Origin of the sequence: Peptostreptococcus sp., from assembly GCF_036639115.1 — a bacterium.
In the GTDB taxonomy this organism is placed as follows: domain Bacteria; phylum Bacillota; class Clostridia; order Peptostreptococcales; family Peptostreptococcaceae; genus Peptostreptococcus.
In genome coordinates, this window is record NZ_JAVWJH010000001.1 from 41,120 (window position 1) to 66,183 (window position 25,064).

25 protein-coding genes are annotated in these 25,064 nt (G+C 31.5%); 23 read left to right on the forward strand and 2 right to left on the reverse strand.

The window, feature by feature from the left end; all coding sequences use genetic code 11:
* Window positions 1-77: 77 nt before the first annotated feature.
* The 22 genes from RR561_RS00160 to guaA all read left to right on the forward strand — a co-directional run bounded on the left by RR561_RS00160 (window position 78) and on the right by guaA (window position 22,817).
* Window positions 78-719, forward strand: a complete 642-nt coding sequence (locus RR561_RS00160) for a redox-sensing transcriptional repressor Rex (protein ID WP_106775858.1) — start codon at window positions 78-80, stop codon at window positions 717-719.
* 341 nt (window positions 720-1,060) lie between these two features.
* Window positions 1,061-1,231: a DUF362 domain-containing protein gene (locus RR561_RS00165; protein WP_332505369.1), complete on the forward strand. Its 171-nt coding sequence runs from the start codon at window positions 1,061-1,063 to the stop codon at window positions 1,229-1,231.
* Window positions 1,232-2,210: 979 nt separating this feature from the next.
* Window positions 2,211-3,464: an NAD-specific glutamate dehydrogenase gene (gene gluD / locus RR561_RS00170; protein WP_332505371.1), complete on the forward strand. Its 1,254-nt coding sequence runs from the start codon at window positions 2,211-2,213 to the stop codon at window positions 3,462-3,464.
* 310 nt (window positions 3,465-3,774) lie between these two features.
* Window positions 3,775-4,434 carry a hypothetical protein gene (locus tag RR561_RS00175; RefSeq protein ID WP_332505372.1) on the forward strand — a complete coding sequence of 220 codons (660 nt, stop codon included), beginning with the start codon at window positions 3,775-3,777 and terminating at the stop codon, window positions 4,432-4,434.
* Window positions 4,435-4,817: 383 nt separating this feature from the next.
* Complete coding sequence (locus tag RR561_RS00180) at window positions 4,818-5,039, forward strand: FeoA family protein (protein WP_332505373.1); 222 nt, start codon at window positions 4,818-4,820, stop codon at window positions 5,037-5,039.
* Between the two features lie 112 nt (window positions 5,040-5,151).
* The gene (locus tag RR561_RS00185) at window positions 5,152-5,385 is read left to right on the forward strand and encodes a FeoA family protein (protein WP_334309576.1); all 234 of its coding nucleotides are present in this window, start codon (window positions 5,152-5,154) and stop codon (window positions 5,383-5,385) included.
* A 147-nt stretch (window positions 5,386-5,532) separates the two neighbouring features.
* A complete protein-coding gene (feoB, locus tag RR561_RS00190; protein WP_332505377.1) occupies window positions 5,533-7,680 on the forward strand; it encodes a ferrous iron transport protein B in 2,148 nt (715 codons plus the stop codon).
* Between the two features lie 83 nt (window positions 7,681-7,763).
* Window positions 7,764-7,943 (forward strand): FeoB-associated Cys-rich membrane protein, encoded by a 180-nt coding sequence (locus tag RR561_RS00195; RefSeq protein WP_332505378.1) that lies wholly within the window; start codon window positions 7,764-7,766, stop codon window positions 7,941-7,943.
* A gap of 156 nt (window positions 7,944-8,099) precedes the next feature.
* Window positions 8,100-9,011: an aspartate carbamoyltransferase gene (gene pyrB, locus RR561_RS00200; RefSeq protein WP_332505380.1), complete on the forward strand. Its 912-nt coding sequence runs from the start codon at window positions 8,100-8,102 to the stop codon at window positions 9,009-9,011.
* Window positions 9,012-9,022: 11 nt separating this feature from the next.
* A complete protein-coding gene (locus tag RR561_RS00205; RefSeq protein WP_332505382.1) occupies window positions 9,023-9,712 on the forward strand; it encodes a dihydroorotate dehydrogenase electron transfer subunit in 690 nt (229 codons plus the stop codon).
* Window positions 9,712-10,614 carry a dihydroorotate dehydrogenase gene (locus tag RR561_RS00210; RefSeq protein ID WP_332505384.1) on the forward strand — a complete coding sequence of 301 codons (903 nt, stop codon included), beginning with the start codon at window positions 9,712-9,714 and terminating at the stop codon, window positions 10,612-10,614. The genes RR561_RS00205 and RR561_RS00210 overlap by 1 nt, the downstream gene beginning before the upstream one ends.
* Before the next feature lie 38 nt (window positions 10,615-10,652).
* The gene (pyrE, locus tag RR561_RS00215) at window positions 10,653-11,225 is read left to right on the forward strand and encodes an orotate phosphoribosyltransferase (protein WP_332505386.1); all 573 of its coding nucleotides are present in this window, start codon (window positions 10,653-10,655) and stop codon (window positions 11,223-11,225) included.
* Between the two features lie 315 nt (window positions 11,226-11,540).
* Window positions 11,541-12,641, forward strand: coding sequence for an alkaline shock response membrane anchor protein AmaP (gene amaP, locus RR561_RS00220; RefSeq protein WP_332505388.1), 1,101 nt, complete (start codon window positions 11,541-11,543; stop codon window positions 12,639-12,641).
* Window positions 12,642-12,656: 15 nt separating this feature from the next.
* Window positions 12,657-13,220, forward strand: coding sequence for a DUF2273 domain-containing protein (locus RR561_RS00225; RefSeq protein ID WP_332505390.1), 564 nt, complete (start codon window positions 12,657-12,659; stop codon window positions 13,218-13,220).
* A 29-nt stretch (window positions 13,221-13,249) separates the two neighbouring features.
* Complete coding sequence (locus RR561_RS00230) at window positions 13,250-13,642, forward strand: Asp23/Gls24 family envelope stress response protein (RefSeq protein ID WP_332505392.1); 393 nt, start codon at window positions 13,250-13,252, stop codon at window positions 13,640-13,642.
* Between the two features lie 119 nt (window positions 13,643-13,761).
* Window positions 13,762-14,367 (forward strand): TetR/AcrR family transcriptional regulator, encoded by a 606-nt coding sequence (locus RR561_RS00235; protein WP_332505394.1) that lies wholly within the window; start codon window positions 13,762-13,764, stop codon window positions 14,365-14,367.
* Between the two features lie 2 nt (window positions 14,368-14,369).
* Window positions 14,370-15,605, forward strand: a complete 1,236-nt coding sequence (locus tag RR561_RS00240; protein ID WP_332505395.1) for a cation:proton antiporter — start codon at window positions 14,370-14,372, stop codon at window positions 15,603-15,605.
* 669 nt (window positions 15,606-16,274) lie between these two features.
* Window positions 16,275-17,150, forward strand: coding sequence for a DNA-3-methyladenine glycosylase family protein (locus tag RR561_RS00245; protein ID WP_332505397.1), 876 nt, complete (start codon window positions 16,275-16,277; stop codon window positions 17,148-17,150).
* Window positions 17,151-17,248: 98 nt separating this feature from the next.
* Window positions 17,249-18,742: a cardiolipin synthase gene (gene cls, locus RR561_RS00250; protein ID WP_332505399.1), complete on the forward strand. Its 1,494-nt coding sequence runs from the start codon at window positions 17,249-17,251 to the stop codon at window positions 18,740-18,742.
* 217 nt (window positions 18,743-18,959) lie between these two features.
* Window positions 18,960-19,244 (forward strand): co-chaperone GroES, encoded by a 285-nt coding sequence (locus tag RR561_RS00255; RefSeq protein WP_332505401.1) that lies wholly within the window; start codon window positions 18,960-18,962, stop codon window positions 19,242-19,244.
* A 221-nt stretch (window positions 19,245-19,465) separates the two neighbouring features.
* On the forward strand, window positions 19,466-21,088 hold the full coding sequence (gene groL / locus RR561_RS00260) for a chaperonin GroEL (RefSeq protein WP_332505403.1): 1,623 nt from the start codon (window positions 19,466-19,468) through the stop codon (window positions 21,086-21,088).
* A 193-nt stretch (window positions 21,089-21,281) separates the two neighbouring features.
* The gene (guaA, locus tag RR561_RS00265; protein ID WP_332505405.1) at window positions 21,282-22,817 is read left to right on the forward strand and encodes a glutamine-hydrolyzing GMP synthase; all 1,536 of its coding nucleotides are present in this window, start codon (window positions 21,282-21,284) and stop codon (window positions 22,815-22,817) included.
* Window positions 22,818-22,855: 38 nt separating this feature from the next.
* Here the strand turns inward: guaA and RR561_RS00270 are convergent, their stop codons facing one another.
* Window positions 22,856-23,455, reverse strand: a complete 600-nt coding sequence (locus tag RR561_RS00270) for an N-acetyltransferase (protein ID WP_332505408.1) — start codon at window positions 23,453-23,455, stop codon at window positions 22,856-22,858.
* Complete coding sequence (locus RR561_RS00275; RefSeq protein WP_332505409.1) at window positions 23,452-24,186, reverse strand: MerR family transcriptional regulator; 735 nt, start codon at window positions 24,184-24,186, stop codon at window positions 23,452-23,454. Before RR561_RS00275 ends, RR561_RS00270 begins: the two co-directional genes overlap by 4 nt.
* Before the next feature lie 542 nt (window positions 24,187-24,728).
* Here RR561_RS00275 and RR561_RS00280 point away from each other — a divergent pair.
* Window positions 24,729-25,064, forward strand: coding sequence for a DMT family transporter (locus RR561_RS00280; protein ID WP_332505411.1), 336 nt, complete (start codon window positions 24,729-24,731; stop codon window positions 25,062-25,064).

Genomic DNA, 25,064 nt, shown 5'->3' on the forward strand with positions numbered 1-25,064 from the left:
CAAATTATAGTTTATCGGTGTTTTAAAAAAAGAAATTCAATCGAAATAATTAAGAAAAACAAAGGAGGCTAAAGCATATGGGAAATAAGAACATTTCTATGGCTGTAATAAGAAGATTACCCAAGTACTATAGATATTTGGCTGATTTATTGGCGAGAGATATTCAGAGAATATCTTCAAAGGAATTGAGTGAAATAATAGGATTTACTGCTTCACAGATAAGACAGGACTTAAATAACTTTGGTGGTTTTGGACAACAAGGATATGGATACAATGTAGAAGCATTGCACAGAGAGATAGGAAAGATACTAGGATTGGATAAGAGATACAGAGCTGTAATCGTAGGTGCCGGTAACTTGGGACAAGCTCTAATCAATTATGCAGGCTTTAAAAATGCAGGATTTGATATAAGTGCTGTATTTGATGCAAATCCAAAGATGATCGGTCTTAAATTGAGAGACTATGAAATTTTAGACTCTGATGATATTGAAGACTATGTGCTGAATAACAAGGTAGACATTGCTATATTATGTATACCAAAGAATGGTGCTCAAGATGTAGCTGATAAATTAGTTGGGGTAGGTATAAAGGGAATATGGAACTTTGCACCTATAGATCTTGAAGTGCCATCAGATGTCATAGTGGAAAGTGTAAACTTAACTGAGAGTTTATTTACTTTATCTTATTTGATGAAGGAAAGAGACGAGGAACAACTATAGGAAATAAAAATAGTTGTAATTGAATATATATCAAAAAAACAATTGTTTTTATACAATGCTTTATAAGATGTTTTTATACAAAAATATTTGAATGTGAAATTAGATACGGCTTATATGTGTAATTAAGAGATATATAAGCTATATCTAATGGATAATAATTCTCAACTAAAACCTTGCTGTCAAGCTGTTTATTTTAAAAAGAAATGAAAAATAGCTTAAAAACAAGGCTTTTAGATTGCATAAAAATATTTATAAAAATATTTAAAAATCAATTGCAAATGTAACAACACTCTGCTATAATGAAATTGTCGATAAAATAATATTAAATAGGAGGTACAAAAATGGCTTACGTAATTAAAGATAACTGTATCAGTTGTGGTGCATGTGCTGCTGAATGTCCAGTATCATGTATATCTGAAGGAGACGGAATCTATGTAATAGATGGATCTTCTTGTATAGATTGTGGATCTTGTGCTGGAGCATGTCCAGTAGACGCTCCTCAGCCAGAATAATACAGGCTAAATAAGATGAATATCCCAATGTGTTGAATTTCAATGCATTGGGTTTTTTCGTATATAGAAGTATATAAACAAATTGGGTAGCCCATGTATTCTGCCTAGTCGTGTTGGGGCTAGTTATATATTATGACTTAGCTATTTATTGGATAGTAGTTATGTATTGGGCATTAGTTATGTATTGTGTCTAGTAATATATTGTGATTTAGTTATGTATTGGGCATTAGTTATACATTGAGTTTGGTTATATATTGAATGTAGTCATTCATTAGCTCAGTTTATATTAGGCTTAGTCATGCATTGGGGCTTAATTACATATTTTAATAGAATTAATAATAAAATAGAAAAATATCGTTGATGTAGAAAATAATCAAATTATACTGAATAAAAAATTTCAAAAGATGAATTCAAAAGACAAAATAATATGATGATCAATAAAAATAATCTGAAAGAAACACTATATAGATAAAATGTATCACATAAGAATAAAAATATAAATCATTTAAAAAAATATATTTTTACAAAAAGACAGAGTTGATTTTTTGTTATAAAATAATCGCTTTATCTTATTAAAAAAAAGTTGTGAAATGGGCTTATAACAATAAAAGTATAATGTTAAAAGTAAATTTTATAATTGAATTTGTCTCTATTAACTGAGTTTTTTGTAAAATAAAAAACTTTTTATAATACAGTTTATATACTTCTAATTAGTATACAAGCTTTAAAAAATACGGAGATAAATGAAAAATATTAAAGATTTTGGGTATGAAAATAAGAAAAGTAAGCAGAAAACACGAAAAAAAATCGTTAAAATCTAAACTATTATACACTATTTTTACTATATGTGTTATAATTTGTTTGTAGTTAGGAAAATGTTTCTACACTTTTATGAAAAGGTTTTTATAAAGGTGTCATTTTTCTGGCAAATAATAAAATTATAATTAAAAGAGTATCTTAATTTTAAGGAGGCTTACAAATGGCAAATGTATTTGAAATGGCACAGGCTCAGGTTAAAAATGCTTGTGATAAATTAGGAATGGAAGCAAATGTTTACGAACTATTAAAGGAACCAAGAAGAGTTATCGAAGTTAACATCCCAGTTAAAATGGATGACGGTTCAATAAAGGTATTTAAGGGATTCAGATCTCAGCATAATGATGCTATAGGACCAACAAAGGGCGGAGTTAGATTCCATCCAAATGTTTCTCTTGAAGAAGTAAAGGCGCTTTCAATATGGATGACATTTAAGTGCTGTACTACTGGTATTCCTTACGGTGGTGGTAAGGGTGGTATCATAGTTGATCCACAGGAATTATCACAGGGAGAACTAGAAAGATTATCTAGAGGATATATAGATGGTATACACAAGTTAATTGGTGAAAAGGTTGACGTTCCAGCTCCAGATGTTGGTACAAACGGACAGGTTATGTCTTGGATGGTTGACGAATATAACAGACTAGCAGGAGTTTCTTCTATAGGTGTTATAACTGGTAAGCCAGTTGAATTCGGTGGATCATTAGGTAGAAACGAAGCTACTGGATTTGGTGTTGCAGTTACAGTTAGAGAAGCTGCTAAGAAGTTAGGTATAGATATGCATAAGGCTAAGGTTGCTGTTCAGGGATTCGGTAACGTTGGTGCATTCACAGTGAAGAATATTCAGGGACAGGGTGCTTCAATAGTAGCTATGGCTGAATGGTGTAAGGAAGCTGGAGCATACGCTATATACAAGGAAGACGGATTAGACTTCCAGGAAATGTGGGATTACAGAGCTGAAAAGGGTAACCTTTTAGACTTCCCAGGATCTAAGGCTATATCTATGGACGAATTCTGGTCATGCCAGGTTGACATAGTAGTTCCAGCTGCTCTTGAAAATGCAATAGATGATAAGGTTGCTGAAATGATTCAGGCTAAGTTAGTTTGTGAAGCTGCTAATGGACCTACAACTCCAGAAGGTGATGAAGTTCTTAACAGAAGAGGAATAGTTCTTACTCCAGACATACTTACAAATGCTGGTGGTGTTACAGTTTCTTACTTCGAATGGGTACAGAACCTATACGGATACTACTGGACAGAAGAAGAAGTTTCTGAAAAGGAAGAAATAGCTATGGTTCAGGCTTTCGAAGCTCTTTGGGCTATAAAGGAAGAATTTAACGTAACTCTAAGAGAATCTGCTTACATGAACTCAGTTAAGAAGGTTGCAAAGGCAATGAAGCTTAGAGGTTGGTACTAAGATATAATTAGTTACAATTAACTATTTCAAAATACAGAGATAAAAGGGCGTTTTGTAATAAGCCATTTATTAACATATATAGTACAACTTAATGTAAAAGGACCGCGTATGCGGTCCTTTTTCGTTTCTCAATTTTTTTAGTATTTTTAAAAATATTAAGAAATTTTTTAGATAAAAGTAGTAAAATTTTTATTAAAGTATATAATAGAAGTAAGAATACTAGAGATTTAATTGGAAAATTCAGTGTAGGTGAAAGAAGGTATTTATAAAGAATTAGATTGAATATAATAAACAGAATAGGAGGAATTATATGAGGAAATTTTACAAGATTATAATAGGAATAATAATAGTAGTGGTATTGGCTTTGATAGCTATTGGGTACGCTCTGAAGCCTTCTAGCCCTATTGTAAATGAAGACAGAATATCAAATATAGATGAAAGCCTAGATGTGGCTAAAATCAATAAGGAGATATTAAAAACTGTAAGGGTAAAAGATGGAAAATTAAATGCAAGTATGGAAATTAATGATGATTTGTTTAAAAAAATATTAAAAAATACTTTAGTGAATAGCAATAATCAAAAACTCCAAGAGTCTTCAGTTAATTTAGATCAAGATGATGTAATAATGAAATATCCTAGAAAAGTGGGTCTTTGGGATACTCAGGTAGACGTCAAAATGAAGGCAGAAGAGCAGGATGGAAATTTAGTTTTAACAGTTCACGATGTGAAGCTTGGTAAAATAAAAGTTGCAGATTCTGTATTTATGAAAAAATTAGAAAAAATGATGGAAGGTAAAAGTAATATTGTAAGTACAGATAAAAATAAAATATATGTGAATCTAAAATCATCTAATGTGAGCATTGATAATATTGTGTTAAAAGACAGCATATTAAAAGTTGATTTTAGTCTAACTAAAGAAAATCTTATAAATATAGGTGGAGATATAGTTGGAAGTATATTGACATTCTAGAAAAAATAAATGAATTTAAGGGTTAAGAGCTAATTTTCTAACTGAAATTCAACAATTTTAGAAAAAAAAGAAATATAATTTTAAATTATATTTCTTTTTTTTATGTTATATTCTAAAATACAAATAAAGTATAAAATTAAAAAAAATATGATTTATTCTTAGAAAACTTAATTATATATTTAAAACAAAAGCTCACAACAAATCAATTTTAAGTTTTATGAATAGCTATTATCAAATGATAACTAATTGGATATTAATAATTAAAGTCAAAGGAAAAATGATATCATAATTCGTTGACAATTACCAAAAATTATTCTATAATCTAGATATATCAATAACATTTAAGAACCAAAGAAATATTTGGATTCCAAAGGAGGAGTCTTATGAATTTGTCACTAGCACCAATAGGTGTTCCAATGAGAATAAATAAAGTTAGATTAAAAGGCGAGCAAAAAACACAGCTTGCAAATATGGGATTTGTAGAAGATTCTGAGCTGATGGCAGTATCAGAGAATGCTGGCAATATTATAGTCAACATTAAAGGAAGTCGGGTTGGTATCGGTAAGGAGTTAGCTACTAGAATAATGATTACACCTTCAGAATAGTAATGGGGTGTAGTAAATTTTTGTAAAGAAGTCTTTTAAACACTTGATGATAATTACTATCATTTTCAAGTAATAAAACACATGTAATAAATTATGAATGGGGGAGCTTATGATGAAAACATTGAAAGATGCCGAAGTTGGTAAATACTACTTGGTCAAAAAAATACACGGTGAGGGACCTTTAAGAAGACGAATCATGGATATGGGGATAACTAAAAGAGCAGAGCTATATGTAAGAAAAGTTGCACCTTTAGGGGATCCTGTTCAGATAGCAGTGAGGGGCTACGAACTGAGCCTTAGGAAAGAAGATTCTTCTTGCGTAGAAATAGAAGAAATCGTAAAATAGATAATTTATAATATGGGGAAAATTTATAGATGTCATATTTTTACAAGCTCATTGATAATGAGTCGCAATATTATTTTTTGATTATTTAATTAAACTTAAATTTTGAACTTATACTATTAATAATTTGAACTTTGAAAGGGGAATAAGATGAGTATTACAATTGCGTTGGTTGGAAATCCCAACTCAGGGAAATCTACACTATTTAACGCACTGACAGGATCTAATCAGTACGTTGGTAACTGGCCAGGAGTTACAGTAGAGAAAAAAGGTGGAGTATATAAAAAGGATAAAGATGTAAATATTACGGATTTACCGGGAATATATTCATTGTCTCCTTATACATTGGAGGAAGTTGTCAGTAGAGAATATCTAATCAATGAAAAACCAGATGTAATAGTTAATGTTATAGACGCATCTAACATAGAGAGAAACTTATATTTGACAACTCAATTATCTGAAATAGGAATACCGATGATATTGGCTCTAAACATGATGGATTTGGTTGAAAAAAATGGAGATAAAATAGATACTAATATCTTGAGCAAAAAACTGGGTTACCCAGTAATAGAAATTTCTGCTCTTAAAAACAAGAATATAGATGGCGTAATAGATTTAGCAAAGAAAGTTGCATTTAAAGAGCATAAACATATTACTTCTTTTGATCCTGATGTTGAAAGAGTAATAAGTGATATAGAAAATTGTATTGAGCACGCTTGTGAGGCACAGTATAAAAGATGGTATGCAGTAAAACTTTTTGAAGAAGATGAAAAAGCAACAAAAAATTTAGACTTATCCATTGCAGATAAAAATAAAATTAAAAATATTATAGAAAAAGCAGAAGAATATTTTGATGATGACGGAGAAGGTATTATAACCGATGTCCGATATGACTATATTTCAAAAATAGTAAAAAGTTCGGTTAAAAAAGGTAGGGTTGGACTGACAGCGAGTGATAAGATAGATAGAATAGTGACTAATAGATGGCTTGCTCTTCCTGTATTTGCAGCCATAATATTCGTAATATATTACATATCTGTAAGTGTAGTTGGTGGAGGCGTTACCGACTGGGTAAATGATGTGTTCTTTGGCGAAATTATAGGTGGAAATGTAGAAAACTTCTTGGTTGGTGCTCACGTTGCACCTTGGCTAACTAGCTTAATAGTTGATGGTATTATTGGTGGTGTTGGTGGAGTATTAGGATTTGTTCCTATTATAGCAACACTGTACTTATTCCTAGCTATTTTAGAAGATGTTGGTTATATGTCGAGAATAGCTTTCATTCTTGACAGAGTTTTCCGTAAGTTTGGTCTATCAGGAAGATCTTTCATACCTATTCTTATAGGAACAGGTTGTTCAGTTCCAGGAATCATGGCAACTAGGACAATAGAAAATGAAAATGATAGAAAGATGACCATAATGGTGGCTTCATTTATGCCATGTGGTGCAAAAACTGAAATAATAGCCCTATTTGCAGCTTCAATATTTGCAGGTGCAAAAGGATGGTGGTTCGCTCCAGTTTGTTATTTCGCAGGAATATTAGCAGTAGTAGTGTCAGGCATGATGTTAAAGAAAACAAAGAGATTTGCAGGAGAGCCAGCACCATTTGTAATGGAACTTCCAGAATATCATATGCCAACAGTAGTAAATGTATTAAAAACTACTTGGGACAGAATAAAGGCATTTATTATTAAGGCTGGTACAATAATTCTATTGGCAACAGTAGTTATATGGTTCTTACAAAATATTTCTACTAGCTTTGAGTTTGTTGAATTCTCAGGAGAGAGTCATTCAATACTAGAAGCTATAGGTAGAACTTTAGCACCAATATTTGCACCTTTAGGATTTGGACATTGGGCAGCAACAGTAGCAACTATATGTGGTCTAGTAGCCAAAGAAGTAGTAGTATCTACTTTCGGTGTAGTAGCAGGACTTGGTGAAGTAGCGGGTGATGATCCTGGTATGATTAGCTATGCAGCAACAGTATTTACATCAGTATCTGCTTTGAGCTTTATGTTATTTAACCAGTTATGCGTACCTTGCTTTGCAGCTATAGGTGCCATAAGAGGAGAAATGAAGGACGCAAAGTGGACTTGGTTTGCAGTTATTTATCAATTAGGGTTCGCATATGCAATAGCACTTATGGTATATCAGTTTGGTAGCGTATTGGTACTAAAAAACCCAGTAACAGGATGGACATATGTAGCACTAGCTGTATTAGCGGCAATGCTTTATATGATGTTTAGAAAACCAAGGGTCAACGACGTGAAGGCTGAAAGAGCCGTTACAGAAAGTTAAGTATAGTTTTAATTGAAAAAGATATTGGGTACATATATAATAAGTAATAAAGTATATTTAGTGAGTTGAAAGGGGATGAAGTGATGAATGGACCAACTATTGCAGTACTTGTTGTGGTCATAGGAGTTGTAGCATTTGCAGTTCGAAGAGTTAGAAAAAATGGTGGTTGTAACTGTGGTTCGGATTGCAGCTCTTGCCATTCTTGCCCTTCAGGTAAAACAGACTTAAATAAAGATTTAAATAAGATAGATTTAAATAGGTAAAAAGTAAAGGACACAGCTTATATATAAGCTGTGTCCTTTTTTTATTAGCTATTGACATAAAGTCTCAAAGGTGATAATCTCTTTAGGAAAGACATTTATATATTTAAGATTTATTTACACTTTAATTGGGTCCTGTGAGGCCAAAAAGGAGGAAATATGTTAAAAGACAGACATCTAGTAAAGCCAGATGACTTTACTGTAGAAGAAATCAGTTCAATTTTAAAATTGGGCATGCAAATAAAATCTAATCCAGAAAGATATATCAATGTATGCGAGGGGAAACTACTTGCAACATTGTTCTATGAACCGTCTACAAGAACTAGACTGAGTTTTGAGTCAGCTATGAACAGACTCGGAGGAAGAATTATAGGATTTTCTGATCCAACAGCTTCTTCAACATCTAAGGGAGAATCCCTAGAGGATACTATTACAACGGTATCTCAGTATGTAGACATAATCGCAATGAGACATCCATTATCAGGAGTAGCAAATCATGCATCAGCAATTTGTAGAAAACCATTTATAAATGCAGGCGACGGAAACAATCAACATCCAACACAGACTCTCACAGACTTACTTACAATAAAGGCTAATAGGGGTTCTTTAGATAATCTAAAAATAGGTATGTGTGGTGACTTGAAGTACGGAAGAACTGTACATTCATTGGCAAAGGCAATGTCAAGATATCAAAATATTGAATTTGTATTTATATCACCAGAAGAACTAAAGATGCCAGACTTTGTAAAAGAAGAGATAAAAGATACAAAATATTCAGAAACAACATGCCTAGAAGATGCAATTGTTGATCTAGACATACTATATATGACTAGAGTTCAGAAGGAGAGATTTGACGATCCTGATGAATACGAAAGACTAAAAGATATATATAGACTTGATACTGAAAAAATGTCTCTAGCAAGAGAAGATATGTTGGTACTTCATCCACTTCCAAGGGTCAATGAAATATCTGTAGAAGTAGATAAAGATCCTAGAGCAAAGTACTTTGAACAGGCTCAGTATGGAATGTATGTAAGAATGGCTTTGATAATGAAATTATTGGGATTATAAGGTGGTGCAAAATGGATTATAAAGTAATAGAAAATAAATACCTAGGTGAAGATATGTATTATATCAAAATTGCAGGTGATTTTGAAGCTAAAATGGGACAATTTTTTATGCTAAGAGCATGGGATAACTATCCTTTACTATCTAGACCTATCAGTATATACAATATAGAAAAAGAGGGAATAAGCTTTCTTTACAAAGTAGTTGGAGAAGGTACTAAAATTCTGTCAAAATTAGATAAAAATGATGATATAAATTTGGAAGGACCATATGGAAATGGCTATGAAAAAGTAAAAGGAAGAGTTGCCCTAGTAGGTGGAGGCGTTGGAATAGCACCTCTTTATATGGTAGCTCAAAATATAGAAGACTGTGATTGCTACTTAGGATTTAGAGAAGAAGAAATAATGATTGAAGACTTTGAAAAAGTATGCAAAAGTGTCCATACTACAACAGGAGATAAGTTTGTCACAGATATAATCAATCCAAAAGATTATGACTATATATTGACTTGTGGGCCAACACCTATGATGAAAAAGATAGTGGAAATGACTAAGGATACTGATACAAAAGTTCAAGTATCTTTGGAGAATCGTATGGCATGTGGAGTAGGAGCTTGTCTAGTGTGTACTTGTAAGACAAACTCGGGTAATAAGAAAACTTGTAAAGATGGTCCAGTATTTTGGGGAGAGGATGTGATATTATAATGGCGGATTTAAGAACGAAACTTTGTGGAATTGAGCTGAAAAATCCTATTATAATGGCATCAGGAACCTTTGGATTTGGAAAAGAGTATGGAGAAATTTATGATATAAATACTTTGGGTGGAATTAGTTCAAAGGGATTGACATATATTTCAAAGGCAGGAAATGATGGTTTAAGAGTACACGAAACGGCTTCTGGAATGATGAATAGCGTTGGCTTAGAAAATCCTGGAGTTCAGGGATTTATTGATCAAGAGCTTCCAAGTTTTTCAAAGCTTGATCTTTGTAGAATAGTAAATCTTGGAGGATCTTGTGAAGATGACTATGTAAGGGGTGCAAAGTTACTTGATGACAAGGACTTTGATGTCATAGAGTTAAATATATCATGTCCAAATGTTAAACATGGCGGTATGGCTTTTGGAATAAAATCAGAAGTTGCCAGAGACGTTGTTAGATCAGTTAGAGCTGTTACAAAAAAGCCTCTAATAGTGAAATTATCACCGAATGCAGAGGATATAGTTGAAATGGCAAAAGTATGTGAAGAAGAAGGGGCAGATGGAATATCTCTTGTCAATACCTTTAAGGCAATGGCCATAGATATAGAAAATAAAAAACCAGTGTTTGATAATATTACAGCTGGACTTTCAGGCCCTGCAATCAAGCCTATAGCACTTAGAATGGTATATGAAGTGTGTAAGGCTGTAAAGATACCCGTGGTGGGTATGGGAGGCATTATGAATGCAAGAGATGTTATAGAGTTTATAATGGCAGGTGCAACTTGTGTACAGATAGGAACTGCAAACTTCACAGATCCTAAAATAGGTGAAAAAATAATATCAGACTTAAATAAGTACATGGATGAAAATAAAATTAAAACATTAGATGAAATACGTGGAATAATATAGCTTTAGTATAATCAAAAATAAAAACGGAGGATATTAATATGAATAATATAAATGTAGTGGAAATATTAAAGGAATGTGATGCTTTATTGGAAGGACATTTTCTATTGTCTTCAGGAATGCATTCAAATAGATATATACAGTGTGCAAAAGTTCTAAGATTTCCAAATCAGGCAGAAAAAGTATTGAGTGTAGTTGTGGATAAGATAAAAGATTTGGACATAGACTTGGTGGTAGGGCCTGCTATGGGCGGAGTAGTGGTATCTTATGAATTAGGTAGACAACTTGGGAAAGAGGCAATATTTACTGAAAGAAAAGATAATGAAATGCAGTTAAGAAGAGGCTTTGAAGTCAAACCAGGAGATAAAATAATAATAGCGGAAGATGTTGTAACTACAGGTAAGTCAACTAAGGAGACAAAGAGAGTCTTAGAAGCAATGGGTGGAGAAGTAGTTGGAGTAGCATGTATAGCCAATAGAACAAAAGACGATATAGGTATGCCAATATATAGTGCAATTGATCTAGATATACAGGTATATGACCCACAAGACTGCCCTTTGTGTAAAGAAGGTAAAATTGATGTTATAAAGCCGGGAAGTAGAGAGTTTAAATAATAAAAACAAATGCGATGATAAAATTTATAAGATAGAATTATAAATAATAAAACAATAACAAGCATTTAAAGACATTAATAGATTTATTATAGCAAATTTATTAGTATTTTTATTAAAGGTATTTAAGTTAATAAAAGTTAATATAAAAGATGAAAAGACCAACATTAACCTGTTGGTCTTTTTTATAAATTGATTAAATGATAGAAAAGTTTGAAATTTGTCTATTTGTTTAAAATTTGACTGATTATTTATAGTATTAATACGGTGAATATGATAAACTATAAGTGGTATATTGTTTTCGATGGGGGGATTTGTATGTCTCGATTTAAGAAATTAGTTAATATAATATATTACTTGATGATAATAGTGATAGTGGTGCCGTTTTTGTTATCTATTAACAATATTAGCTGGTTTGTAGAAACAAAATTACAGCAATATTTGTTGGACGATAGAGTTCGGCTAGGATTTACAATTGTAGGCGCTATTGTTTTGATAGTTTTATCTATAAAAATAATAGTTACAATATTTAAGAAAATCGACGAAAGATATCTTGTACTGTTTGAAGAAGGTGGAAAAGTAAGCATTTCAGATACGGTTATAGAAAAAACAGTGATAAATACACTTAAGGAATTTGAAGAAGTAATAGAGTACACAGTTAAAGTAAAAATAAAAAATAAAGATAAAGAAAATTCCAAGGTAAAAGTTAGCGTTAAGTGTGGGCTAGACGAAGCTGTTTGTAAAGCCAAGGGATATCATGATGTTGATAAAAAATCTATGGTATCTGCAAAGAAGAATAAAAAAGAGAAACTAGAAGATAAAGTAAAATCAGATGAAAAAGCTTTGGAAAATAATGAAATAAAGAACTCCAAGACAGAAACATCTATAAAAGAATCAATAGATATGGAAAACTTAGATGTCAAAAAAATTTCTATAAGTTCAAATGAAAAAGACCAATCCGTACAAAAAAATGAAAAATCAGGTTCGAATGAAGATATAACTAAAGAAAAGTTGGACCTTGCAGTTGATATAGAAGCTTCCAAGCTTGATAAAAAAGAGAGTGAAGAACTTCCAACTGAAATAAAAGATGCTAAGAGCGTGATTCTATCAGAGGATAATTCTTCAGAAGAGCTCAAGACGAGCAGTATGGATTCAAATGTATTAAATAATAATACTCATGAAAATTCTATCAAGAGTCAAAAGAAGATAGTAAACATGGGAATAGATGATTTATGTAATACAATACAGGTAAGGATACACAATTCATTAGAAGATTTTCTGGCACAGAAGGTAGATAAGGTAAATATCAAGTTTTATGATGTTGAAGTTAAAGAAAAAAAGATAGATTCAAATAATATGAATCATAAAAATAAAGTAGATGACAATAAAATATCTAAAAAAAATAAAAGGGTTAATTAGGAGGTGACGCGAGTGATGGATGAAAACTACCATATTGCTGATGTAGATGATATAGAAGAAGAGGCATCTTCAATAGGTGAAATAAAGAGAAAAGAAAAACCTGTAGTAAAAACAAAAATCATCTATGAAAATAGCGACACCTCTAATAATAGGGACTATGAGGCTCCCAGCGAATCTGCAAGTGTAAGGTTTGAAGCTAGTGATCAAGAAAGATTTGATAAAGGTTCAAGAAGCAATGGTAAACAGCAGAGCTTCTATGACAGTGATGCGAGTAATAGTTCTTATGAATCAAACGCCTATAGTAGTGAAGATGAAAGTAATAATAAAGAGAAAGAATATGCTTGTAATGAAAGAATATTTGATGAAAAAATTATATCAAATCTATACAGAAAAAGACCAAATACTTTTAAGGGTACTATAGTTGGAATAATTTTAGCATTATTAATTTTATGGATAGGTTTTCTAAAAACACTGATGATATTTGTGGTGGTATTAGCTGCAAATATTATAGGGCAGTTGTTAGATCAAAATCCAAGACTTTTATCATTATTCGATTCTATTGCAAGGAAATTTAGATAATTACAACTTTTTTTAAGGAGGTATATATCATGGAAAATAAGGAAAAGAAAAGTTTGACAGAAGGAAGTGTTGAAGGTCAACATAACAGTAAATTGACTTTTGACGAGCAGGTAATATCTAAAATAGTTTTGATGTCTATTAAGGATATTGATGGTATTACCACAGCCAAAGGGAGTGGCGGTGCTTTTTTTGGAAGAAGTGGAAGTGCAGGGATTAATGTAGAAGTCGGAGAAACAGAAGTAGCAGTAGATCTTAGACTAATACTTGAATTCGGAAAAAATGCGAAAGATATATATGAAAAGTTAAAATCATCAATAGAAGAACAAGTTGGAAGTATGACAGGGCTAAAAGTTGTTGAGGTAAATGTTAAGGTAGAAGATGTTTTAAATAGTGAAGATTTTAAAGAATTAATAGAAAAATAAATAATAAAAAAAGGCAGCTATGCGATTGTATAGTTGCCTTTTTATTTATAAAAAAAATCTATTGACCGATTAGAGGTATTATAGTATTATAGACCATGTGGTCTATAAAGGAGGTATAATTGAAAAAAGAGTTAAAAACAAAAATTACAAAAGAAAAGATATTAAATTCAGCAATAAAAGAATTTGGAGAAAAAGGATACTTTGCTGCAAAAATAAATAATATTTGCAGTGATGGCATTTCGAAAGGCTTGCTATATCATAATTATAAAGATAAAGACGAATTGTATTTGGCTTGCGTAGAAACTATATTTAACGATATAACAAATTATTTGAAAAACCAAGAGATAAACAATGATTTTGAAAAATATACAAAGGTTAGATTAAAGTTTTTCAATGAAAATAAAGAAAAAGCTAGTATATTCTTTGAAGCCGTAATTAAGCCTCCACATGAGTTGAGAGAAGAAATTCAATCTCTTAAAAAAGGATTTGATAGTTTTAATGAAGATGTATATGACAAAATATTATTATCAATTACTTTACGTGAAGGTGTAAGTAAAATAGAGGCGAAAGAATATTTCAAGTTGATGCAAAATGCGTTCAATGGCTACTTTAGTAGTCCTACATACAATGATATGGATATTTCGGATATTATTGTAGAGCATGAGGATAAGTTATCCTCTATGTTGAATTATATGCTGTATGGCATTGCAGAGAAAAGGAGTTAGTTATGTTGGTAATGATATTTAAGATATTGATTTCTATGGGATTAGCATTTTTAATGGGAAAATTAGTTTCAAAGCTAAAGTTACCAGAAATTTTAGGATGGTTGATTGCAGGAATGATATTAGGGCCTCATGCTTTAGGAACTATGAATAATGCAATATTGGAAGCAGAGTGGTATAAGACAACAATGAGTGTATTTGAATGTGTTGTTGGACTGATGATAGGTACAGAGTTGGTATGGAATAGAATTAAGAAGTCAGGCAAATCTATAATTATTACTACTCTAACTCAATCTATAGGAACGTTTTTACTAGTAACAATAGTATTCTCTATTGTATTTGCAGTTACTGGTCTACCAATATACCTAGCATTTATATTTGGTGGTATAGCACTTGCAACAGCACCAGCACCAGCACTTTCTATAGTAAAAGAATTTAGAACAGATGGTCCTGTAACAAGAACACTTATACCTATGGCTGCTCTTGATGATATAGTAGGAGTAATAATATTTTTCAGTGTTATGGCGGTAGTATCAACTAATATGTCAGGACAATCATTCCATATTTGGATGATAGCTGTAATAGTGTTATTACCATTACTTATAGGAGCGATGGTTGGTATTCCAACAGGATTTTTACTTAAGAAGAGTAAATCAAAGAAGACAACAATTACATTGATGATAGTTTCAATATTGTTGACATCATATATAGGTTATTTATTTAATACTATGGTGATGCCAAAGCCTATACTTAATTTTATGTTGATGGGAATGGCTTTTTCAGCCGCATTTTCTAATATTGTGCCAGAAGAAAAGTTAAATGAAATATTAAATGACTTTAATCCGATATTGAGCTTCTGTATGATAGCAGTAATATTAAATCTGGGTGCACCATTAGACTTCCACTTGATATTTGGAGCAGGAATATTTACATTGGTGTATATAGTTTCAAGAGCTTTGGGAAAGTATTTTGGAGCCAACTTTGGAGCAAGGATGACAAAGTCTCCAGAAACAGTTCAAAAATATCTTGGATTTACCCTTTTACCACATTCAGGTGTTTCACTGATATTTACAGGAATTGCTGTAACAGCATTAAGTGCTTCAGCTCCTGAAAGTGCTCAAATTATACAGGGTACAATAGCTGCAGCCGCAGTTATAAATGAAATAATAGCTGTTATTATGGCTAAAAAAGGTTTCGAATGGGCAGGAGAATTTAACAAACTTTCAAGTTGGGAAGAGTAATTCAACTTGTTTTTACGCCTCTAAAAAATAATTCTTCTAACATGCCCTTAGAATAAATTCATATAAGGAATTAATTAGATTTAAGCAGTCTAGTTAATTCCTTATTTTTATGTCAAAAAACAAATAAATAGTTTATTTGTGAAGAGCTCTATAGTACAAGTGTAGCTGTTTTATGGTATACTAAAACTGTTAATATAAAAATAATTAAGTGTATTTTAATTTTTCTGAATGTTAATTATTCATATAAAATTAATAGCTTTATTATAGATATAGATTGTATGATTGTGTAGATTGTATGGTTTTATAGATTGTATGGTTTTATAGATTGTATGATTGTGTAGATTGTATGGTTGTATAGACTGTATGGTTGTATAGACTGTATGGTTGTATAGACTGTATGGTTGTATAGACTGTATGGTTGTATAGATTGTATGGTTGTATAGATTGTATGGTTGTATAGTTTATATGAGCGTACATATTATATAGCTGTTACGGATTCAGGTAAAGCTTCTTTATTTTCTGTTTAACTATAGAATGAGTTCAATAAAGAAAAAATGTGCAGTAAAAACATTATTTGACAAGAATAAATGCAGTAAGTGTCAAATTGTTTATAGGTCCAATAAAATGGATATATCTTTACTAACAGTAAAAGCATATGAGGAGGAAGATATGATTATAGAAGAAAGAGAAAATCAGATAGTATTAAAAGAGGTGGATGATTTTAATCCAGTTCATATATTCGATTGTGGACAATGTTTCAGGTGGACAAAGGAAAATGATGGTTCATATACAGGTGTGGTAAAAGGAAAAATTTTAAATGTAAGTAAAAATGGTCAGGAAATAGTATTAGATAATACTAATTTGAAAGACTTCGAGGATATTTGGTATGAATATTTTGATTTAGCTAGAGATTATTCTTCTATTAAGAAAGAATTAGCAGCACATGATAAAAATCTTAGTGATGCAGTTGATTTTGGATGGGGAATAAGAATACTTCAGCAGGATGGTTGGGAAATGCTAATTTCTTTTATAATATCGTCAAATAACAGAATACCTATGATACAAAGAGCCATAAACAATATCTCGGAAAGATATGGACAAGAAATTGGAGAGTATAAAGGAAAAACTTATTATTCATTTCCAACTCCAGAACAGCTTTCAAAGGCATCTATAGAAGACTTGAGAGAGTGTAAGACTGGATTTAGAGATAAGTATATATTTAATACAACAAAAGATATACTGGAGAATGAACTAGATATACAAGATTTTTTAGATATGGATTCGGCTACTTGCCATAAGGAATTGATGAAATTTCAGGGAGTTGGAGCAAAGGTATCTGATTGTATAGCTCTATTTGGAATGAGAAAGTATGATTCTTTTCCAGTAGATGTGTGGGTAAAAAGAGTGATGCAAGAATTTTATGATGCAGAAGACATGAGTCTTCCTAAGATGAGAAAGTATGGAATGGATTTATTTGGAGAAAAGGCAGGATTTGCCCAACAGTATTTATTTTACTATGTTAGGGAAATGGAAATAGGCAAATAACCGTTTTAAAAAATAGTCAGACGATATCAATTGTTTTAGAGACTCTTCAATATTATGAATTTATTCGATTTATTAATGTGGAAAAGTGGGGAAATAAAATGTCTCAGGAAATTGTGTTACGTCTAGGTGTAGTGGTCACAGTATTATCATATCTAGTAGGAATAATAATAAGTATGAGTATACTTTTAGAAAACAGGGACCCATCCAAGACTCTATCTTGGATGATGATGTTTATTCTACTTCCAGGTGTAGGAATAATTATATATATTCTTTCAGGTAGAAATATTAGAAAACATAAAATATTTAAGGCAAAAGAAAAAACTAAAAAACTTAATGAAAAAATGTTATTCGACAACTTAGAAGCTTTGAAAAGGATAGTAAGGAATCAGCAAGAAATGTTGGAAAGCGGAGAATTACTAGCGGATAAGGCAACTCCGATGAGAGAAAGAGTCGTTAGCCTTCTTTTAAAGATTGGTAAATTTCCATACTCTACAAATAATGAGGTAGAAGTATATAAAGATGGTATAGAAAAATTTTCTAGAATGATAGAGGATATGGAAGAAGCGAAAGATCATATACATCTGGAATATTTTATTATAAAAGATAGTAAAATAGCAAGAAGAATTCAAGAAGTATTGATAAGGAAGGCACAAGAAGGTGTAGAAATAAGAATACTTTATGATGATTTGGCTTGTTGGAAATTTAAGATACACAGATCATTTCTAAAGGAACTAAAAAATGCAGGAGTAAAATGTGCTGCATTCTTCCCTACAAAATTACCTTTATTAGGTGGTCAATTAAACTATAGAAATCATAGAAAAATAGCTGTAATAGATGGAAAAATAGGATATACTGGTGGCCTTAATATAGGAGATGAGTATATGGGAGAGGACAAAAAATTTGGATATTGGAGAGATTCACACATAAGAATTAAAGGTGCTGGAACTCATATGCTTCAGATTATATTTCTTATAGACTGGTATCTTACGACAGATGAAATAATGACAGAGAAAAGATTTATGCCAAAAATGGATCATTTAGGAGATGTAGCACTTCAAGTAGTGGGTACTGGTCCAGATAGTAAGTGGGAAGATATTCATTATGCATTTTTCTCTGCAATTAGCCAAGCACAAAAAAGAGTTTATATAGAGACTCCTTACTTTATACCAGATGAAAGTATTCTCAAAGCAATTAAAACAGCATCTTTGAGCGGGGTAGATGTAAGGATAGTATTTCCCAAAAAAATTGATCACTTTATAGTGAATATAGCTTCATATTCATACTTTGATGAAATACTAGATGCAGGTGGAAGAGTATTTTTGTATCAAAATGGGTTTATACATTCGAAAGTAATAATAGTAGATGATGAAATAGCCTCCATCGGATCTGCCAATATGGATTTAAGAAGTTTTATGTTGAATTTCGAAGTGAATGCATTTATATATGACAGGGATGTAGTTGAAGAAATTACAGAGCAATTTTATATAGATCAGGAACATTCAAATGAGCTTTTGAGAGAGAACTTTAGAACTAGAAATATTGTCGTGAGGCTGGCAGAGTCTATATCAAGGCTGTTTTCACCTCTTTTATAAAATTCGAAAAAAGTAGTCAGAAAATAGAAAAATTAAGCTTTAGTTAAGCTTTTGGAATTATACTGTTAGCAGTTAAAGAGATAGAGTGCTAAAACAACAGCAGTGTATCTCTTTAACTCTATATAGCTTTTACGTAAAAGTTAAATTAATTTAGTAAAATCAAAAAAATTTACAATTGTAAATTTGAACAGATAAATAAAAAATGGAGGGATAGATTATGAAGATAAGACCTTTAGGAGACAGAATAGTATTAAAAAAAGCAGAGGCAGAAGAAAAAACTGCCAGTGGAATTATATTAACAGGAGCAGCTAAAGAGCAACCTCAATTTGCAGAGGTAGTGGCTGTGGGTTCTGGTGTAATTGATGGAAAAGAAATAACAATGGAAATAAAAGTTGGAGATAAAGTAATATATAGTAAATATGCTGGAACAGAGGTAAAAATTGAAGATCAGGAATTTATAGTAATCAAACAAGATGAAGTAGTAGGTGTGTTAGAAGACTAATAATGTCTATATTTAGATAAACCTAACTATAATTAGTGTTTGATACTTCTGCAATGCAAAGATATATAAAATTTCAATAGATATAGTGTACAAGCTTATATCTATCTATTTACAAAATCTAGAGTGTTAGCTTGTAAATATCTATACTAACTGTAATTAATAAAGAAATTAAATAAGTAGATTATCGTAAATAAATTATAAGAATTAAAGGAGTGACAACTATGGCAAAGGAACTAAAATTTTCAAAAGATGCAAGAGCTTCTTTAGAAGCAGGTGTAAATAAACTAGCAGATACAGTAAAGGTAACATTGGGACCAAAGGGTAGAAATGTTATTTTGGATAAAAAATTTGGTGCACCTTTAATAACAAATGATGGTGTAACTATAGCAAAAGAAATAGAATTAGAAGATAAGTTTGAAAACATGGGGGCTCAACTTGTAAAAGAGGTAGCAACTAATACAAATGATGTAGCAGGTGACGGTACTACTACAGCTACTGTTTTGGCTCAAGCTATAATAAGAGAAGGCTTGAAAAATGTTACAGCAGGATCTAATCCAATGCCTTTGAGAAAGGGAATTAATCAAGCAGTAGAAGCAGCAGTAGAAGAATTAAAAAAAATATCTAAAAATATAAATACAAAAGAAGAAATTGCTCAAGTAGGAGCTATATCAGCTGGAGATGAAGAAGTAGGTAAGCTAATAGCTGAAGCGATGGAAATCGTTGGAAAAGATGGAGTAATAACAATAGAAGAATCAAAGTCTATGGTAACTGAATTAGACGCGGTAGAAGGAATGCAGTTTGATAGAGGATTCCTATCAGCGTACATGGTAACAGATGTAGAAAAAATGGAGTCAGCTTTAGAAAATCCATATATACTTATAACAGATAAGAAAATAAGTAATATTCAGGAATTGCTTCCATTGCTAGAACAGTTAGTTCAAAGCGGAGAAAAGCTATTAATAATAGCAGATGACCTAGAAGGTGAAGCATTATCTACTTTAGTAGTCAATAAGCTAAGAGGTACATTTGATGTGGTAGCAGTAAAGGCTCCAGGATTTGGTGATAGAAGAAAAGCAATGCTTGAAGATATAGCAACTCTTACAGGTGGAAGATTCGTATCAAGTGAGCTAGGTTTTGATCTAAAAGATGTTGATCTATCTATGCTAGGTAGAGCCCAAACTGTAAAGGTAAGCAAAGAATCTACTACAATAGTAGGTGGAGCAGGTGAAAAAGTAGAAATAGAAAATAGAATAAATCAAATTAAGCGCCAGATAGAAGAAACAACATCTGATTTCGATAAGGAAAAATTATCAGAAAGACTTGCAAAATTGTCAGGTGGAGTTGCAGTTGTAAAGGTAGGCGCTGCAACAGAAATAGAAATGAAGGAAAGAAAGCTAAGAATAGAAGATGCTCTTAACGCTACAAAGGCAGCTGTTCAAGAAGGTATAGTAGCTGGTGGAGGAACTGCATTTGTAAATGTTATTCCAGCAGTAGATTCAGTAATAGATTCGTTGGAAGGTGAAGAACAGCTAGGAGCTAAGATAATAAGAAAAGCACTAGAAGAACCTTTAAGACAAATTGCTAAAAATGCTGGGCTTGAAGGATCTGTCATAATACAAAATGTTATGAATTCAGATACTCAGATTGGATTTGATGCAGCAAATGAAAAATATGTAAATATGATAGATGTTGGAATAGTAGACCCAACAAAGGTAAGTAGGAGCGCTCTTCAAAATGCAGCTTCAATAGCAAGTGTATTCTTAACAACTGAAGCAGCTGTGGCAGAAATATCATCAGATGACGATATTCCAGGGATGCCAGCAGGAATGCCAGGGATGATGTAATAAAAGTGTCAGCAAACTAAATTTACTGAAAATAGATGTATTTTTAAAAAAAATAACAAAACAACCCGAAAAGCTGCCGTATATACGGTGGCTTTTTTGCATATTTTCGCCAATAGATATCAAAAATATGGTATAATAATTGGTATGTAAAAAACGCAATCATTAAATATATATATATTGAAAGGAGCAAAATATGAAGCATGAGGTAGTTCTAGTCATCGATTTCGGTGGTCAGTACAATCAGTTAATAGCAAGAAGAGTAAGAGAAAACAATGTTTACTGTGAAATTCTTCCGTATACAACGGAAATAGAAAAAATAAAAGCTAAAAATCCAAAGGGGATAATCTTTACTGGAGGTCCTAATAGCGCATATTTAGAAGAATCTCCAAAAATGTCTAAGGAAATATTCGAAATAGGAGTACCAATACTAGGTATATGCTATGGTGATCAGTTAATGGCTCACCTATTGGGCGGGAAAGTTCAAAAGGGAGATAATCAAACTAGAGAATACGGAAAGACAAAGATAGAATATAAAGAATCTCCAATATTTGAAGGAGTAACTACAAATCAGGTATGGATGAGTCATACAGATTATATATCAGAAGCTCCAGCAGGTTTTGAAGTAACAGCTACAACATCTAATTGTCCAGTTGCAGCAATGCAGAATGTGGAAAAGAAGCTATACGGAGTTCAGTTCCATCCAGAAGTTGAACATAGCTTAGATGGAGATAAGATTCTAAGAAACTTCCTATATAAAATATGTGAAGTAAGTGGAGATTGGACTACAAGCTCTTTCATAGATGATAAAATAGCAGAAATAAAGGCAAAAGTAGGAGATAAGAAGGCTCTATGCGCACTTAGTGGTGGTGTAGATTCATCTGTTGCTGCAGTATTAATGCACAGAGCAATAGGTGACAATCTTACTTGTATATTTGTTGATCACGGTCTTCTAAGAAAGAATGAAGGAAGAGATGTAGAAAAGATATTTAGAGAAAAGTTCAGCATGAATCTTATTAAGGTAGATGCAGAAGATAGATTCTTAGGAAAGTTAAAGGGAGTAAGAGATCCTGAAGCTAAGAGAAAAATTATTGGGGAAGAATTCATCAGAGTATTTGAAGAAGAATCTCATAAATTAGGCAGAATGGAATTCTTGGTACAGGGAACAATATACCCTGACGTAGTAGAAAGTGGTCTAGGAGATTCAGCTACTATCAAATCTCATCATAATGTTGGTGGGCTACCAGAGGATGTTGACTTCCAGGAAATAATAGAACCATTAAGAGAACTATTCAAGGACGAGGTTAGAAATATAGGTCTAGAATTAGGAATAGAAGAAAATCTAATATTTAGACATCCATTCCCAGGACCAGGTCTTGGAATAAGAGTAATCGGCGAAGTAACTAAGGAAAAGTGTGATATCCTTAGAGAAGCAGATGCAGTATATATGGATGAACTAAGAAATGCTGGTCTATACAAAGAAATTTGGCAGGCATTTGCTACACTACCAGACGTTAAGACTGTTGGTGTAATGGGAGATGAAAGAACTTATGCACATCTAGTAGGTCTAAGAGCTGTTGCTTCAAGTGATGGTATGACTTCTGATTGGTATAAGATCCCTTATGAAGTATTGGAAAGAATATCAAATAGAATAATAAATGAGTGTGAGGGAGTAAACAGAGTAGTTTATGACATCACAAGCAAACCACCGGGAACAATTGAGTGGGAATAATATAAAAATAAGTGGGCTGTGTATACACAGCCCACTTATTAATTGTTTTTTAATTCCATAAAGGCCCATTTTTTCAGACCAATCACTGAGTTCATTATAATACTAGATTGTTTTTTCATCGTTACAAAACCCAGTCTATCATACAGTTCATAAGCTTTTTGATTATGTTCTGCTACATATAAAGTGAGAGTTTTTTCGGGGAAAAGATCTTTACAATGTAGTATTAATGCTTTTCCAATTCCCATGTTTCTAAATTCGGATGAAACAGTTACAAAATCAATATAACTTTCTTCGTTTTTGGGATTATGAGAAAGCAATCCTAGTAGAAATAATAGTCTAAAACATTGTGAAAGAGATAAAGATTTTTTCAGTGAAGAATATAAGTCGGTATATTTTTCTCCATTAGTTGTTAAAAATAAACAAGCACAAATAGTTCCACTAGATTCTGCAATATATAACTTTTCTGGTTTTTTTAAAATTATATATTCGCAAAGGGAAGTAATAACACCAAAGACTTCCTTATCTGAAAATAATTTTGATGTAAATTTATATTTGAATCCTTCATAAACTAAATTTGAAACTTGTTCAACTTTATTGCTTACAGTACAATCATTTATATTTTTTACATTAATATTCATAGTTTTACCTCAATTGTATATACCATTTTATCATTGTATGCCAGTGAACAATAAATATTCTCATATAGAAGAAGTGGATTAATAGAATAATATTTTTTCTCATTTTTTAAATAATTCAAGAAGTTTTCAACTTCATTTTTTATATCCAATTCATTCCTTATCACAAAACTCTTACATATATATTTGCCTGCAGGAAGTATATAATCACAATCTTCTTTAGTACTTTTTAAACATATGATGGCAGATTGTTTTTCTGATAGAATAAAATAGTTTTCATCTATCTGCAAAAAATCCTCTTTTATTGCCTTAGAATAGTCAATTGAGTTGCCTTCTAAAAGTTCTTTTTTTACTTTTTTATAGTATCGTTCTCTTCTTTCAAGAAAAATTATTTCATTAAGTTTATATTTTTTTTGTGAGTCAACAATTTTACTGACCATTTTTTGAGTAGCCAATAATTTGTCTATTTCTATTTTGATCTTAATTTCTGCATCTGTAAACAGAGATTCTGTATTATCTAAGAGCAAACTATCCTGTATTTCTTTGATAGAAAATCCGATTTTTCTTAAAGCTTGTATTTGATATAATCGGTAAATATCAGATTCATTAAAAAAATAATATTTATTTTCTTGGTTTCTTTTCGGAGTTAATATACCCTTATCAATATAGTGTCTTATTTTAGACTTTGATATATTAAATAATTTAGCAAGTTCACCAGATGTAAGTTCTTTCATAGATTTCACCTCCTATTGCCTATATGTCTATTATAAACCGTGTTGTAAGTACTCAGTCAAGAAAATAGTTAGCAAATTATTAAAAAATAAAGAAATTATTAAAAAGAAAGCTATTGCTTGCTACTACATAGATCAATATTAGCGGTATTAATATTTCTTGTAGTTTATAGAGTAAATTTAGCAAAAAAATCAAAACTACTTTTGTATTTTTTAAAAGTATAATTATAATATTAACTCATTAAAAATTCATCAAATTAAAGTGAAAACAAAATTATTTGATTTCATAAAGCTTATGAAAAATAGGGGAAAATGATAAAAGAGTTAAAAAACATATGAAATATAGAGAAAAATGATTTAAAAAACTACATATGTGTGCTATAATAGGTTTCAAGTGAAAAAATATTATAGTCTATTTCAGACACTTTTTGCTAGCTCAAAACATAATGCTGGCCTACTTATAAATAAGTGGACCGTATGTTAAGGGCTAGCTATATTTTATTGTATTTGACTATTCATAATTATTAAAAAGGGGTTGAATTCGAATGGACGAAATCAAAAAGAGTTGGATTATTTTATTCGTAGCTTCACTTTTTGAAGTTGCATGGGCAATAATGCTTGGAAAAATCAGCGGACTGTTTAGTTTATTAATAACACTTATATGTATTATTATCAGTTTCTGGGGTCTAATTGTTGCCAGTAAGAAAATACCTACTGGAACGGCGTATGCTTTGTTTGTAGGTATAGGTTGTATAGGAACTACTTTGGTGAGTGTTTTATTTTTTGGAGAGTCATTTTCACTTCAGAAGATATTTTTCATAGCCCTATTACTAGTTTCTGTAATCGGTCTGAAAGTTACGTCAAAGGAAATGGAGGAATAA